We start from the raw sequence: 14,025 nt of genomic DNA, 5'->3' as shown, positions 1-14,025 counted from the left end.
AGTTTTTATTGAAAATAATGAAGAAAAAAATGGAAGAAAACCAATTAGAAAAATTACCGGCATTTGTCATTAATATACTTAAATATGTATTAAGTACGGCTCTTATTGCACTTTCTATCGTTTTGATTATCGCCTTAGGCAAAATCACCTATTCTCTTGCTTTAATGGTGATAAACCCTTCCACTGTTGTGCCTTACGCATTAGCAGAACAGACCGTCATGTTTTTCTTGTATTTCGGTTTTATCGGCTTAATTGTCCAATATTTTAAAAGCGGCTACCATTTTCCGCTGCGTTATTTCATTTATGCCGGTATAACAGCGATGCTCCGATTAATTATCGTGAGTCATGAAAATGCGGTAGATACCCTTCTATTTGCCGGTGCAATTTTAATTATGGTGATCGCACTCTGTTTAGTGCTGTATTCCAATAAATTGAAAAATTTCTAGAAATGAAATTGCACCGTAAATACTGTGCATTTTTAGTTTAATAAGATGGTTAATACAAAAAAAGCAAGGTAATTTACCTTGCTTTATTGAATTGGTGGAGATAATCGGGATCGAACCGACGACCTCTTGAATGCCATTCAAGCGCTCTCCCAACTGAGCTATATCCCCGAAATATGGCGGTATCTTAAATTTTACCGCTATCCCTGTCAATATTAAATTATCTCGAAAAAATCAGACGATTAAATATTAAGCATTTTGAGATTGAATAAACTCAATCGCACGTTGAATTCGAGCAAGTACCCGTTCACGCCCGATCCCCACTAAAGTGACATCCATTGAAGGAGATTGTCCGGAACCTGTCACTGCCACACGTAACGGCATTCCTACTTTCCCCATCCCCACTTCAAGCTCCGCAGCAGTTTGTTCAATCGCTTCATGGGTAGAATGTAGATCCCAAGTAGAAAGTGCGGTCAATTTTTCTTTTACTTTTTCAAGTGCATCAACCGCATCGGCTTTGAAATGTTTTTTCACTGCCGCTTCATCAAAAGTCTCAAACTCTTCAAAAAAATAACGGCTGGCAAGAGCCATTTCACGTAGCGTTTTACAACGATCTGCTAACATTTTGACAATTTCCGATAAAGCAGGTCCATTGGTTGTATCAATACCGAGATCCCGATATTGCCATTCGAGATGTTTTGCGACATATTCCGGTGCTAATTCACGAATATAATGATGGTTTAACCACAAAAGTTTATCAGTATTGAATGCACTGGCAGACTTACTCACATGATCCAATTCAAAATATTTGATCATTTCTTCACGGCTAAAAATCTCTTGATCGCCATATCCCCACCCTAAACGCACAAGATAGTTGACTAATGCTTCCGGTAAATACCCTTCATCACGATATTGCATCACACTGACTGCACCATGACGTTTAGAAAGTTTTTGACCGTCATCACCGTTGATCATAGAAACGTGGGCATACACCGGAATCGGTGCCCCAAGGGCTTTTAAGATATTAATTTGACGTGGCGTGTTGTTAATATGATCCTCACCACGCACGACATGGGTGATTCCCATATCCCAATCATCTACCACCACACAGAAATTATAGGTCGGCGAACCATCGGTTCGACGAATAATTAAGTCGTCTAATTCACTATTGCTGATTTCAATACGACCGCGCACCGCATCATCAAATATAACCGAGCCTTCCGTTGGATTTTTAAAGCGTACAACATGAGGTTCATCAGGTGAATGACTGTGATCATGTAAACAATGACGATCATAACGTGGTTTTTCTTTATTTTGTTCTTGGTTATGACGCAACTCTTCTAGACGTTCTTTAGAGCAATAGCAACGATAAGCCAAGCCTTGTTCAAGCATTTCATCAATCACCTGATTATAACGATCAAAACGTTTGGTTTGATAATAAGGACCATGTTCCCAGGCAAGATTAAGCCATTCCATACCTTCCAAAATAGCCGCTGTTGCTTCCGGTGTCGAACGTTCTAAATCCGTATCTTCAATGCGTAATACAAATTCACCTTGGTTATGTTTTGCAAATAACCAAGAATAAAGTGCCGTGCGTGCGCCCCCCACATGTAAATAGCCCGTAGGGCTTGGAGCAAAACGTGTGCGTACTTTTACATTTGGATCTAAACTAAAAGGAGCATCTAATTTCATTTTTATAACCCTATATTCAATAAAAAATTGCCTGTTATTCTACTACGACTAGGCTAACTTCTGAATAAAAAAGCCATTTTTATGTTTATTTTTACAACAATTAAGTTAAATTTTATAAAAAATGATTGACTGAAAATGCATTATCCCTATAATGCCAATCCACAACATTAAGGGCGATTAGCTCAGTTGGGAGAGCACCTCCCTTACAAGGAGGGGGTCACTGGTTCGAGACCGGTATCGCCCACCACTTTTTCAAAGTATCTTAATGTTGTAGAGTTTGACCAAGCGGGCGATTAGCTCAGTTGGGAGAGCACCTCCCTTACAAGGAGGGGGTCACTGGTTCGAGACCGGTATCGCCCACCACTTAATTCAATTTAAGTATCTTTTCCGCTCAAACTTCCCTTTTATTTAAACGCTATCTTAAGTGGGCGATTAGCTCAGTTGGGAGAGCACCTCCCTTACAAGGAGGGGGTCACTGGTTCGAGACCGGTATCGCCCACCACTTAATCAAGTGTTTAAATAAACCGAAATATAAGACACGAGTCTTCATATTATCGGGCGATTAGCTCAGTTGGGAGAGCACCTCCCTTACAAGGAGGGGGTCACTGGTTCGAGACCGGTATCGCCCACCACTTTTTCAAAGTATCTTAATGTTGTAGAGTTTGACCAAGCGGGCGATTAGCTCAGTTGGGAGAGCACCTCCCTTACAAGGAGGGGGTCACTGGTTCGAGACCGGTATCGCCCACCAATTTAAATTTTTCTAGTCATTCCACTTTCTAATTTTAATGATTTCAATAACATGATAAAGTAAGTGCGTTCTTGCTTTTTTACCATTAAATAATCATGAAAATTAAATATCAAACATTAATTCTTGTAACGGGTAGCCTACTACGCATTTTAGGCAATGCAGTCAAAATACTAAGTTATCCCTTTCATTTTATTTTCCCCAAAAAACGCTTTACTATTCCAGAAGTTAATTCGGCAAAGCGTCTTTCTAAAAAACAATTAAAAATTAACCGCACTATTTGGCAAACTAACTATAGTAATAAAGTTACGCTACCAATTTACTGCAATTATCTTCTAAACCGTCTCCTTTCACTCAGCTTTAATTATCGCTATGTGAGTACGGAAGCCCGAGAAGAATACATCAAAAAATATGCAGATAAGCGTACATATCAGGCTTATATTCAGCTCAATGATGGGGCGGCGCAAGCTGATTTTTGGCGTTTATTCGTTCTTTATAATGAAGGTGGAATCTATATGGATATTGATGGGCTTCTCCTTTGGTGTTTAGGTTCTATTTTAGAAGAACAAAATAGCGAAGTACTCATTACACGTCGGGGCAAATACACAAATTTCTTTATGGCAAGTGAAAAAGGTAATCCATTCTTACGGGAAACACTAGATATTATCATTGATAACATCGAGCAACGCCGAACAGAACATGGTGTATTCACACTAACAGGACCAAATACTCTCAATCTAGCTTTAGAAGGAAAAAAAGTGACTCACCGTAGAGACAAATTCACTTGCGCACAAGGCATCTTTGCTAATGAATATTTTCAATATATGGATAAGAAAAAAGGAAAATGGATTCATGCAAAAAGTGAAGACTTACTAAAATAAATAAAAAAGTGCGGTGAGAAATCTCTTAATTTTTTCACCGCACTTTTCTATTTTTATAACATGGTTAAATCGGATCCAATCCTAATACTTTCCGTCCATTAATACTTGCAATATCCACCATCGCATCCAAATGTGGGAAACGACAACCCGCCGCAAGTAAACTTAATTCCTGCCATAAATCACCTTCACAAAGCGGCACCATATAATCACAGATATTATCCGTTCCCAGCGCCACAATAATTCCTTCTGGGATCATTTCATCTGCAGGTGTTAAAGCATTATGAAACGGCATCAAATCTTCTTTACGATTACTATCAATCCACGCCATCGGACAGGCGATCATCATCATTTTTGCCTTACGCATTTTTTCGTAAAGTTTATAGCGATATTCTTTTGAATGAGAGCCGATTGAAATGCCGTGAATCCCTACAACACGACCTTCCATTCCATGTTCAATGGTTTTATCGCAAAGTTGTTCCGTTTCTTTTTCACTTGGATTATTGAATTGATCCACATGCACATGACACATAATTCCGAGCGATTTGGCTTTATCGAGCAGAATATCCATGGCTTCAAGCCCCCGCCCATAATCTAACTCATCACGATAAGGCAAACCACCGATCATATCCACCATTTCCGAGCCGATATCGAACCATTTCCGTGCCGTCGGTTCAATTACTCCTTTTAAAGTTTGGTTCGCAAATTTAAGAATAATATCGTGTTTATACACTTCACGGGCTTTATGGGCGGCGATGATTGCTCTATCTTCACAAATTGGATCAATATCAACAAAGGTGCCAAATGCCGTCACCCCTTGCGAAATCATTAATTCAATAGATTGACAGAAACGTGCATAATAGTCATCCACACTGGATGTCCGTTTTACCTCATCCACCAAATCCCATTTTTGCTGTAAATTACTGCTGTGATAAATGCCGATTTTCTCCGGTGTCATCGTAAAGGCACGATCAGCGTGAGCATGGGCATTCACCCAACCACCCTTTTTGATAATTTCATCACGGATATAAGTTTTAAAACTACGAACATGGCTTTTCATACAAACTCCATAAAAAGAATGAGGATAAAAAGACGAGAAGCGTATTAATTGAAAGGCACGACAAACGTGGCGAGAAGCATTGCAATAATGTTATGAAAAACTCACGGATTTTCATTAATAACATCTTTTCAGTCTTAAACTGAGGCGAAAGTATAAAGGGTTGGGCCTCAAAAAGCTATTCATTTTTATCACAAAATAAGATGAAAACCCTGCCCTATATTTATTTATCAAAAAATGAATTTTCCCGTTTAAACATTTCCAAGAACAAACCTAAAGGTGGGCGTTCGGAAGACTGTTCTTGATAAGTGCGGTCAAATTTTTTGTAGTTTCCTTTGCGATCAATGTGGTATTGCGTGCCATCAGGTTGAACCAACACATTCCAACGATAATTAGAAACAAGCACCCAATCATCTCCGTTTCGCTCAAACAAATCATGCCCTTGTGAGTAGTCCTTGGAAGGATTCTGAACATTAAACACATTTTTCATTAATGCCGGCAATAAATCCGTATGATTTGTCAGACCTTTTTCTATACCCACAGGTAAGCCCTGCCAATAGACGAATAATGGAACCTGAATCTGATCACGCCCAAAATAATTCTCCCGTTCTTTTTCATTTAATGCATTGAAAGTTAAACCATGTTCTGCAGTCACAATAATCATTGTATTTTCTACTGGAACATTAGCTAATACTTGTTCAATCAATTTATCCATCCGCATTAAGTTTTGCTGATATTCCGATACATTGTTAATTTTCAAATCAAGATCAAGGTAAGCAAACCAAGGGGTATCCGATTTTTTGGTAGCAATAAATTCATTGAAATTTTTGACCGCACTTTCGTTACCGAATTTACCTTTTGTTAATTTCATACCGCGAAATAGCGCTTGGCGGAACAAGCTATCTTTAAAATTCATGGCTGAGAATAAACCGAATTGATACTTTTCCGCTTGTAATTTTTCAATGAATACCGATGAGGTATGGTTGCTTAAAATACTATCCGTATAATTAGCGTTTAAACCATAAAACAGCCCTACTAAGCCGGTATTTTTCGTATTACCGCTACTATAATGATTGGTAAACTGTGTCGAATTAGTCGCAAGTTCCGCTAATTTCGGCATTGTTTCAGCAGAGACAGCGTCATAACGTAATCCTGAAACCGTAATAAGCAAAATATTCGGCTTCTGTTTCATTGGGGAAAAAACCAGAGGATGTTTCGGATAACTAATTTTTAGCGCATCCAATCGCCCTTCCTGTGCCAATGTTTGCGCATATTGCTCGCCATCCAGCAACCCGTGTTTTTCTAAAAATGAGCGTGCTGTCATTGGATAAGAAAGTGGGAAATTAGCGCGTTGCATTGTGATAGGGCGGTACAAGTACGCATCCGCCCAAGCATAAATAAGATGAGTCGCGATAAAAGCCGAAGTGAAAAAAATCCCTACTGCCTTCAGCCACTTTTGACGTTCTAGGCTACGAAGTTTTTCCCAGCTCCAACGGGAAAACAGCATTTGTACCAGTAAAATAATCGGCATTGGTGCAAAGAAAATTTGCCAATTTCGTGACATTTCACTATTTTCCGGATTCACCAATAAGTTCCACACTACCGATGATAAATGTAAATTAAATCGATGAAACACTTCCGTATCAAACAACAACAATGTGATACAAATAGTGGACAGAATCACCGTTAAACCACGAAAAGTGCGGTGATTTTTAACAATAAAACTTAATGGAAAAATGACTAATAAATAAATGGCAAAAACACTAAAGCTAAAATGCCCGAGCAAACTGACGAAAAAATAAAGTTTTCCGCCAAGGGTATCCGGCCAATCAATCAGGAAAGCATAACGTGCGCCGATCAATATGGCGATAATGATATTAAAAAAGGCAAACCAATGTCCCCACGAGATTTTTCGTGAGGTCTCGTCACGGTACTGTTTTCCACTAAACATGCCTTTTTTGAATCGAATCATACTAAAGCGTTTTTACTGCGTTAATTAAAGAATTAGAAAAGGCTTGAGCTAAGGCTTCCCGCTGAGTTTGAGGCACACTGGTGGTGAGTAAATTGCTTGTCATATTCCCAAGGGCAATCAGGGATAAATCCACCGGAGCTTTATGTTTTTCAAGCACTGCAATCATATCATTTACAATTGCGCTTAATTGTGCGTCAGAATATTTAGAATGTTGCGCCATTTTATTAAAAACAAAAGAAAGAGGTTGTCCTATGATACCCGATTATTTTGCAGATCATAAATAATTTCTTTTTTCTTGCAGAAATGCAGAAAAAGTGCGGTTATAATTTGCCACGTTTTTGAAAGAAGGAAAATAAAATGAGCATTACTGTGAATCAAATCGTGCTACATCAACTTACCAAGCAAACAGACGGTGAAAATACCAAAATGGAAAGTATTCTTCGAGAAGAACTCCTACCAATTAAACCGGAAGTGGAGCAAATGATGTTAGCGTTACACCAAGGCTATCAAAATAAGGCTAAAGCCTTTGGCATCTTCCAAGAAAATTCAGTATTTGCACAGCATTTGAATCGTTTATTGGAACAAGAAATCGAATTTTTGGGCTTTAGTCAATATGCTACTAAACTCCTTGCCGATGAATTAAGCAACTATAATTTTGCCGACAGCGGCACACTTATTCTGTGCCAATATAACTTTTTAGCGACGGATTATTTATTTATCGCATTACTAGACAGCCGACACAGTATGCTAGTCGACGAACACTTGGATATTCGCCGCACAGAATATCTCGATATTACGCAATTTGATATTGCGGCAAGAGTAAACCTGACAGATTTACAAATCAACGCTAATTCCAATCGTTATTTAACGTTCATTAAAGGGCGAGTTGGACGAAAAATTAGTGACTTTTTTATGGATTTCTTAGGAGCAGAGGAAGGGTTAAACCCACAAGTACAAAATCAATGCTTATTGCAAGCTGTCAGTGATTATTGCGAACAGGGCGATCTCAGTAAAGAACAAACTCAAGCAGTAAAAAAACAAGTTTTTGACTATTGTAAAGGGCAACTTACCACGGGGGAAGAAATTGAATTAGCGGAACTTTCCGCCAACATCCCTACTCTAAGCGAGCAACCTTTTGTTTCCTTTATAGAAAATCAGGATTATGGTTTAGAGGAAAGTATTCCGCCAGTGCGTTCTACATTAAAATCACTGACAAAATTCTCCGGCTCAGGTAAGGGAATTACATTAAGTTTTGATGCGGATTTACTCAATACGCGGGTTCATTGGGATTCAATGAACGATGAACTCGTCATCAAAGGGTTACCGCCGAACTTGAAAGATCAGCTACAAAAAGCCTTAAAATCAAAGAATTAGTTTGGCAAGCGAATTAACTTTGGGTATTATTTGAAAAAAATTGTGAAGACAGGTAAAGAAAATGCAATTCAAAACTCTTTTTGGTGCAACGGTATTGGCGCTTAGCCTTTCTGCTTGTTCTACCGTTGAAAAAGTCGTATATCGTATTGATGTGCCACAGGGCAACTATTTAGAAGCAGCAAGCGTAGCGCAAGTTAAACAGGGAATGACAGTTCAACAAGTGCAATACTTACTCGGAACGCCTATCTTAATTGATCCTTATAGTAATTTAACTTGGTATTATGTGTTTTTACAACAACGAGCTTACCAAGCTCCGGAACAACATACTTTTACCGTAAAATTTGATCAACGAGGTCTGGTGGCTGAAACACATTTAGACAAGCCGTTGCCGGAGGTTACATCACAAAACGAAAACAATACAGTTATTGAACGTAGCATTGACACCAATAAAAAATCGTGGTGGAAATTTTGGTAACTTCCTTTTGTTTTTCTAAACATAAGTCATACTAAAAGGTTTATAACAATGTCAAAAATTTTATTAGTTGATGATGATACTGAATTAACCGACTTGCTTGCAGAAGTCCTCTCTTTATCGGGTTTTGATATTGACGTCGCTAATAATGGGCAAGAAGCATTGGATAAACTCAATCAGGATTATTCATTAATCCTATTGGATGTCATGATGCCTGTATTAAACGGTATAGAAACCCTTAAACGTATCCGTCAGCAATCTAATGTTCCGGTGATGATGTTAACTGCTCGTGGCGAAGAAATTGATCGCGTATTAGGATTAGAACTGGGCGCTGACGACTATTTACCAAAACCGTTTAATGATCGTGAGTTGATAGCCCGTATTAAAGCAATTTTACGTAGAAGCACCATATCCGAAGATTTAGAAGCCAAACAGGAAGAAAACGGTTGGGTTTCTTTTTGTGAATTAAAGCTCCATTCGGGTCATCAACAAGCATTCTATAAAACACAAGATCTTCTTCTTACCGCATCGGAATTCTCGTTGCTAGAGGCGCTTGTTCATTCCCAAGGTAAACTCATTACTCGTGAGGAGCTAAGTATGAATGTGTTGGGAAAACCGCTGACACCATTTGATCGCTCGATTGATATGCATATGTCAAACCTACGCAAAAAATTACCGCCTAGGGAAGATGGATTACCGTGGTTCAGAACTTTACGTGGTCGTGGTTATCTTTTAATTAGCAAATAATCCCCTATGCTGAGTAAAAAAAAATTTAGTCTAAATTATTTAACTATCCGTACTTTTACAGTTTTTTGGCTTGCATTTTTTGCCATGATAGGGGCATTAGCCCTATTGCCTTATTTGGATAGCCGATTTTACTCAAATCTTCAAGAGCATGAAGTCGCCAAGTATCAAAAGAAACTGGTGGAGTTTGTTCGCAATAACAAAATTAAATCACTTATTTCAGGAGTTCCCTTACTCCCCATTGACCGATTTTCTGAAACCCGTCCGGTTATTTATGATCCTCTCCGCAAAGAATTTTTGGGTGCATTTAGTGAAGAAAAAATCTTTATCGAACGCTTCACTGAAACTGCAAATAATTTCTCTCAGCCTATGCGAAAAAACTTTTCAAATATTCAGGTTGCCGGTCCTTTTCAAGTGTATGTCGATAACTTTGATAAACCCTTTTCGATTTTCTTTATCTCTCATGGCAATCCTACCCAAGAAATACTTCGGTATATGATCGATAATCCTTTAATATTACTCATACTAACCTTATCAATTACCACACCATTGCTATGGTGGTTTACCTATACCATAGTGAAGCCGATTTCCCGATTGCAAAAAGCAGCAAATAGTGTGGCTCTTGGTAATTTTAAAATTGATCCTCAATTAAGCCAAAACGGACCATTAGAACTACGTCAGGTAGGTCAAAGTTTTAATAGAATGGCAACGGCTATTAACGGGTTAATCTCAAATCAACAAAATTTGTTATCCTCCATTTCTCATGAAATGAAAACGCCACTGACCCGTCTTCAACTTGCTGCGGCCCTGCTTCGTCATCAAATCGGTAGCAATAATGCCGTTCAACGAATTGAGAAAGAAATTACGCGTATGGATAAAATGATTAATGAGCTACTACTTCTCTCTCGGCAACAAATGAACACACAAACGAAAAGATCCATCTTTCCGGCTGAGAAAATTTGGCGTGATGTAGTTCAAGATGCAATGTTTGAGGCAAAACAACGCCATATTGAATTTGAACAACACTTCCAATTATCAGATTCCGATATATTTCTGAACGGAAACCCGGAATTATTACAAAGTGCGGTAGAAAATATTATTAGAAATGCGCTGAAATATACCAAGAGTAAGATCAAACTCAGTATTTTTGTCCAAGAAGAAACCCTCAAAATCCGAATTGATGATAACGGTTTAGGCGTATCCCCTGATGAATTTGAAAAAATTTTCCAACCATTTTATCGCGTTGACGAGGCTCGTACCCGTTCAACGGGCGGTACGGGATTAGGCCTAACTATTGTTTTAAATATTATTAAAGAACATCAAGGTAAAGTGTGGGCTGAACAAAGCGCACTGGGAGGACTAGCCGTTACGATTGAGTTACCGCTTTGGTTAAACAAGTAGTAATAAAAAATAAAGCGGATAATTCCGCCTTATTTTATTGTTCAATTTTTAATCGTTTTAATCTTAATGCATTCGTTAATACGGAAATAGAACTTAATGCCATTGCTGCGCCTGCAATGACAGGATTTAAATAACCCAATGCGGCAAGAGGTATTCCAAGTGCATTATAAATCAACGCAAAAAAGAGATTTTGTTTGATATTTTTTAATGTAGCTTGTGCGATAAAAATTCCATCGGCAAGTTGCTTTATCGATTGCCACATTAAGGTTGCCGAAGCCGCTTGCTCTGCAACATCAGAACCTGATTTCATTGCAAAACTCACATTTGCCATCACCAATGCCGCCGCATCATTAATACCATCTCCTACCATGGCAACAACTCGTCCTTCCTGCTGCAAGGCTTGAATTCTTGCCGCTTTATCACGAGGAGTAAATTTGCCAAATGCCGTCGTAATACTAAGCTGTTGTGCAATATAATCCACAGCGGGTTGACGATCACCACTCATAATAATCACATTAATATTATTTTGTTGTAAACGTTTAATTGTTCCTTTACTTTCTTCGCGTAATGTGTCAGTTAATGCAAATGCACCGGCAATTTCGTTATTAATAGAAACTACCACAATACTTGCTATATCCCATATACCATTAAGTTGGCTTGGTAGCTGAAAACCACAAAACTCCGGTGAGCCCACTTTAATGAAGCCGACGCCTTCTACTTCAGCCGAAACACCTAAACCTACTTCGGTTTTCACAGAAAGTGCGGTCGGTATTGTCGATCTTTTTTCCAATGCTGAACGCACTATTGCTTTTGCGATAGGGTGTGTGGCATTTTGCTCTACTGCGGCGGTAATGCGATACAAATCTTTTTCGGAAATGACCGCACTTTCAGGTTGCCATACCGCAGCTACAGCCAGTTCGCTGGTCGTTAATGTGCCTGTTTTATCTAACACAACGGTATCGACACGGGCAGTTTCTTCCATTGCTGTAGCGTCCTTAAACCAAATTCCACTATTCACTGCTTTTCCCATTCCAGCCATGATAGCAGCTGGGGTAGCAAGCCCCAATGCACAGGGACAAGCAATCACTAACACCGCAACCGAGTGAATAATTGCCGTACCAATATTTGCCGTAATCCACCAGGTTAGCCCGAACGTTACCATAGCAATAATAAGAACAGCAGGTACAAAAATACCGGCAACTTTGTCTGCAAAACGGGCAATTGGTGCTTTTGTGCCTTGTGCGTCAGAAAGAGCCTTCATCATATCGCCAAGCAAAGTTTTTGAACCGAGCTGGTTAGCACGGTAAATTAAGCTTCCCTCTGTCACCATGGCCCCCGCCAATACCATACTTTTAATTTGCTTCATTTCAGGTATAGATTCACCGGTTAAATGGCTTTCATCACACCACCCAGCACCCTCTTCAACAATACCATCTGCCGCAATACGCTCCCCATGATTTGTACACAAAACATCTCCTATTTTCACCTGATCAAGCGAAATAGTTTGCCAGGTTTCATCACGGAAAACGCTCACTTTTTTCGGGGTAAGTTGTAATAGCAACTCAAGGCTGTTTAAGCTATGTTTTTTGGTTCTCTCTTCTAAAAACTTGCCAAGAGCCACAAAGCCAATCACCATAACAGCGGCTTCAAAATAAATATGATGCAACGCATTATGACCTTGTGCAATGTGATAGAACAACATATAAGTGGCATACAAATAAATGGTGAGTGTGCCACTGCTAACAAGTACATCCATATTTGCCAATCCACTGCGAATACTAGCAATCGCACCTCGATAAAACGGGATAGCGAGACCAAATTGTACAATCGTTGCCAGCACAAATTGCCACATAGGGGACAGCATTAAACGATGATTGCCAATTAACATTCCAATCATCCCAATCAAAAAAGGAATGTTAATTAACAATAATAGCCAAAGCTGCCAATGAGCTTTTCTATCCTCTGGCAAAACGGGTTGCCGATCATTTTTTAAAATTCCTTTAAATCCCGTTTTTTGAAGAATATTAAGAACATCTTCTGTCGTTGCTTGTGTCGAATCAAAAACCACTTGTGCCTCTTCCACCGCAAAATTCACATTTGCCTGTTCCACAAAAGGCTTTTTGTTCAACACCTTTTCAATTCTGCTCGCACAAGATTGACAAGTCATACCTTCAATTTGGATAGCAATCTTTCTATTCTGTTGCGTCAAATCCCGCCTCCTCAATAGCTTCAATTAACTGTTCGACAGAAACTTTGTTTTCATCAAATTGAATATCAGCATAACCTTCAAGAGAAACATTCACTTGTTCCACGCCTTCCAATTCTTCCAGTACGCGCGTTACACTTTTTACACAGCCCACACAATGCATTCCAGTTACAGTTAAGTGAATATTTTTCATTTATTTTCTCCTTGTTTTATTGAATAAAAAATAAATGCGGCTACTATAAACCTTAACTTAAGGTAAAGGTCAAGGTATTTTCTATGAATATTAGTGAAGCAGCAAAATTAAGCGGTCTCTCCGCCAAACAAATTCGAGATTATGAGAAATTAGGTTTACTTAAACCGGCAAAACGAAACCTTTCCGGCTACCGCCATTATGAAAAAACAGATATTGAGCGATTATATTTTATTCGACATTCGCGAGATGTAGGTTTTTCTTTACAACAGATAGGACAATTACTCGCTCTGCAAGATAACCCCACCCGCTGTAGTAGTGAAGTAAAAACACTCACAGCAAAACATATCGCAACATTAAAACAACAGATTAAGCAATTAGAAGAAATGGTAGGAGAACTACAAGGTTGGTATGATGCATGTCAAGGCAATGATTGCCCCGAATGCTCAATTTTGGACGGATTAAAAGAAGAAAACTAATAATCCCAACTTTCCGGATCGATGCCTAATTGGAGCATGATCTCTTTTGCTTCTTCCGGAATTTCGTCATTACGATCTTTTATTAAATCAGCATCTGTAGGCAGAGGTTGACCGGTAAACGCATGGAGAAAGGCTTCACAAAGCAACTCGCTATTGGTTGCGTGACGTAAACTTTTTAATTGGCGGCGGGTACGTTCATTAGTTAAAATTTCCAATACCTTAATAGGAATTGATACCGTAATTTTTTTAACCTGCTCGCTTTTTTTCCCGTGTTCCGCATAGGGGCTGATATATTTGCCATTCCAATCTGCCATAAGTACCTTGCAATCAAATAAGAAAATAAAAACTAAATTATCTATGGTTATTTTAATG

Annotated in this window: 14 protein-coding genes and 6 tRNA genes; 12 read left to right on the top strand and 8 right to left on the bottom strand. The window is 38.8% G+C overall.

Going from position 1 to position 14,025, the window contains the following annotated elements; translation table 11 throughout:
- Positions 1 to 29 precede the first annotated feature (29 nt).
- Positions 30 to 446, top strand: a complete 417-nt coding sequence (gene psiE / locus BKK47_RS06375) for a phosphate-starvation-inducible protein PsiE (RefSeq protein ID WP_077494053.1) — start codon at positions 30 to 32, stop codon at positions 444 to 446.
- Between the two features lie 92 nt (positions 447 to 538).
- Here the strand turns inward: psiE and BKK47_RS06370 are convergent.
- Positions 539 to 614: transfer RNA gene (locus tag BKK47_RS06370), tRNA-Ala, on the bottom strand.
- 78 nt (positions 615 to 692) lie between these two features.
- Positions 693 to 2,135, bottom strand: a complete 1,443-nt coding sequence (gene gltX, locus BKK47_RS06365) for a glutamate--tRNA ligase (protein ID WP_077494052.1) — start codon at positions 2,133 to 2,135, stop codon at positions 693 to 695.
- 171 nt (positions 2,136 to 2,306) lie between these two features.
- On the opposite strand from gltX, the gene BKK47_RS06360 reads away from it, so the two are divergent.
- The 6 genes from BKK47_RS06360 (at position 2,307) to BKK47_RS06335 (ending at position 3,761) form a co-directional block, all read left to right on the top strand.
- Positions 2,307 to 2,382, top strand: a tRNA-Val gene (locus BKK47_RS06360).
- 40 nt (positions 2,383 to 2,422) lie between these two features.
- Positions 2,423 to 2,498 (top strand) — tRNA-Val (locus tag BKK47_RS06355).
- 63 nt (positions 2,499 to 2,561) lie between these two features.
- Positions 2,562 to 2,637: transfer RNA gene (locus tag BKK47_RS06350), tRNA-Val, on the top strand.
- A gap of 54 nt (positions 2,638 to 2,691) precedes the next feature.
- Positions 2,692 to 2,767 (top strand) — tRNA-Val (locus BKK47_RS06345).
- 40 nt (positions 2,768 to 2,807) lie between these two features.
- Positions 2,808 to 2,883: transfer RNA gene (locus BKK47_RS06340), tRNA-Val, on the top strand.
- A gap of 95 nt (positions 2,884 to 2,978) precedes the next feature.
- Positions 2,979 to 3,761, top strand: coding sequence for a glycosyltransferase family 32 protein (locus BKK47_RS06335; RefSeq protein ID WP_077494051.1), 783 nt, complete (start codon positions 2,979 to 2,981; stop codon positions 3,759 to 3,761).
- 64 nt (positions 3,762 to 3,825) lie between these two features.
- Here the strand turns inward: BKK47_RS06335 and BKK47_RS06330 are convergent, their stop codons facing one another.
- The 3 genes from BKK47_RS06330 to BKK47_RS06320 all read right to left on the bottom strand — a co-directional run bounded on the left by BKK47_RS06330 (position 3,826) and on the right by BKK47_RS06320 (position 7,007).
- Entirely contained in the window at positions 3,826 to 4,818 is a 993-nt protein-coding gene (locus BKK47_RS06330) for an amidohydrolase family protein (protein WP_077494050.1), read from the bottom strand.
- Positions 4,819 to 5,038: 220 nt separating this feature from the next.
- Positions 5,039 to 6,787, bottom strand: coding sequence for a DUF3413 domain-containing protein (locus BKK47_RS06325; RefSeq protein WP_077494049.1), 1,749 nt, complete (start codon positions 6,785 to 6,787; stop codon positions 5,039 to 5,041).
- A gap of 1 nt (position 6,788) precedes the next feature.
- Positions 6,789 to 7,007: a YejL family protein gene (locus tag BKK47_RS06320; RefSeq protein ID WP_077494048.1), complete on the bottom strand. Its 219-nt coding sequence runs from the start codon at positions 7,005 to 7,007 to the stop codon at positions 6,789 to 6,791.
- Positions 7,008 to 7,144: 137 nt separating this feature from the next.
- Here BKK47_RS06320 and yejK point away from each other — a divergent pair, with 137 nt between their 5' ends.
- The 4 genes from yejK to cpxA all read left to right on the top strand — a co-directional run bounded on the left by yejK (position 7,145) and on the right by cpxA (position 10,778).
- Complete coding sequence (yejK, locus tag BKK47_RS06315; RefSeq protein WP_077494047.1) at positions 7,145 to 8,161, top strand: nucleoid-associated protein YejK; 1,017 nt, start codon at positions 7,145 to 7,147, stop codon at positions 8,159 to 8,161.
- A 61-nt stretch (positions 8,162 to 8,222) separates the two neighbouring features.
- A complete protein-coding gene (gene bamE, locus BKK47_RS06310) occupies positions 8,223 to 8,636 on the top strand; it encodes an outer membrane protein assembly factor BamE (RefSeq protein WP_077494046.1) in 414 nt (137 codons plus the stop codon).
- Between the two features lie 48 nt (positions 8,637 to 8,684).
- Positions 8,685 to 9,380 carry a response regulator gene (locus BKK47_RS06305; RefSeq protein WP_077494045.1) on the top strand — a complete coding sequence of 232 codons (696 nt, stop codon included), beginning with the start codon at positions 8,685 to 8,687 and terminating at the stop codon, positions 9,378 to 9,380.
- Between the two features lie 6 nt (positions 9,381 to 9,386).
- Positions 9,387 to 10,778 carry an envelope stress sensor histidine kinase CpxA gene (gene cpxA, locus BKK47_RS06300; RefSeq protein WP_077494044.1) on the top strand — a complete coding sequence of 464 codons (1,392 nt, stop codon included), beginning with the start codon at positions 9,387 to 9,389 and terminating at the stop codon, positions 10,776 to 10,778.
- A gap of 34 nt (positions 10,779 to 10,812) precedes the next feature.
- Here the strand turns inward: cpxA and BKK47_RS06295 are convergent, their stop codons facing one another.
- Together BKK47_RS06295 and BKK47_RS06290 are read right to left on the bottom strand one after the other, a co-directional pair.
- The gene (locus tag BKK47_RS06295) at positions 10,813 to 12,945 is read right to left on the bottom strand and encodes a heavy metal translocating P-type ATPase (protein ID WP_077494068.1); all 2,133 of its coding nucleotides are present in this window, start codon (positions 12,943 to 12,945) and stop codon (positions 10,813 to 10,815) included.
- 25 nt (positions 12,946 to 12,970) lie between these two features.
- Positions 12,971 to 13,177, bottom strand: a complete 207-nt coding sequence (locus tag BKK47_RS06290) for a heavy-metal-associated domain-containing protein (RefSeq protein ID WP_077494043.1) — start codon at positions 13,175 to 13,177, stop codon at positions 12,971 to 12,973.
- An 83-nt stretch (positions 13,178 to 13,260) separates the two neighbouring features.
- On the opposite strand from BKK47_RS06290, the gene BKK47_RS06285 reads away from it, so the two are divergent.
- Positions 13,261 to 13,653, top strand: coding sequence for a Cu(I)-responsive transcriptional regulator (locus BKK47_RS06285; protein WP_077494042.1), 393 nt, complete (start codon positions 13,261 to 13,263; stop codon positions 13,651 to 13,653).
- Here BKK47_RS06285 and metJ read toward each other — a convergent pair.
- Positions 13,650 to 13,967: a met regulon transcriptional regulator MetJ gene (metJ, locus tag BKK47_RS06280; RefSeq protein WP_077433895.1), complete on the bottom strand. Its 318-nt coding sequence runs from the start codon at positions 13,965 to 13,967 to the stop codon at positions 13,650 to 13,652. The genes BKK47_RS06285 and metJ overlap by 4 nt on opposite strands.
- Positions 13,968 to 14,025 lie beyond the last annotated feature (58 nt).

Origin of the sequence: Rodentibacter mrazii (assembly GCF_001998825.1) — a bacterium.
In the GTDB taxonomy this organism is placed as follows: Bacteria; Pseudomonadota; Gammaproteobacteria; order Enterobacterales; family Pasteurellaceae; genus Rodentibacter; species Rodentibacter mrazii.
This window is presented reverse-complemented; position numbering and strand designations above follow the sequence as displayed.

Bases quoted from the DNA above. Each gene is read 5' to 3' on its own strand.
- psiE (WP_077494053.1), top strand. From the start codon at position 30: ATGGAAGAAAACCAATTAGAAAAATTACCGGCATTTGTCATTAATATA.
- gltX (WP_077494052.1), bottom strand. From the start codon at position 2,135: ATGAAATTAGATGCTCCTTTTAGTTTAGATCCAAATGTAAAAGTACGC.
- BKK47_RS06335 (WP_077494051.1), top strand. From the start codon at position 2,979: ATGAAAATTAAATATCAAACATTAATTCTTGTAACGGGTAGCCTACTA.
- BKK47_RS06330 (WP_077494050.1), bottom strand. From the start codon at position 4,818: ATGAAAAGCCATGTTCGTAGTTTTAAAACTTATATCCGTGATGAAATT.
- BKK47_RS06325 (WP_077494049.1), bottom strand. From the start codon at position 6,787: ATGATTCGATTCAAAAAAGGCATGTTTAGTGGAAAACAGTACCGTGAC.
- BKK47_RS06320 (WP_077494048.1), bottom strand. From the start codon at position 7,007: ATGGCGCAACATTCTAAATATTCTGACGCACAATTAAGCGCAATTGTA.
- yejK (WP_077494047.1), top strand. From the start codon at position 7,145: ATGAGCATTACTGTGAATCAAATCGTGCTACATCAACTTACCAAGCAA.
- bamE (WP_077494046.1), top strand. From the start codon at position 8,223: ATGCAATTCAAAACTCTTTTTGGTGCAACGGTATTGGCGCTTAGCCTT.
- BKK47_RS06305 (WP_077494045.1), top strand. From the start codon at position 8,685: ATGTCAAAAATTTTATTAGTTGATGATGATACTGAATTAACCGACTTG.
- cpxA (WP_077494044.1), top strand. From the start codon at position 9,387: ATGCTGAGTAAAAAAAAATTTAGTCTAAATTATTTAACTATCCGTACT.
- BKK47_RS06295 (WP_077494068.1), bottom strand. From the start codon at position 12,945: ATGACTTGTCAATCTTGTGCGAGCAGAATTGAAAAGGTGTTGAACAAA.
- BKK47_RS06290 (WP_077494043.1), bottom strand. From the start codon at position 13,177: ATGAAAAATATTCACTTAACTGTAACTGGAATGCATTGTGTGGGCTGT.
- BKK47_RS06285 (WP_077494042.1), top strand. From the start codon at position 13,261: ATGAATATTAGTGAAGCAGCAAAATTAAGCGGTCTCTCCGCCAAACAA.
- metJ (WP_077433895.1), bottom strand. From the start codon at position 13,967: ATGGCAGATTGGAATGGCAAATATATCAGCCCCTATGCGGAACACGGG.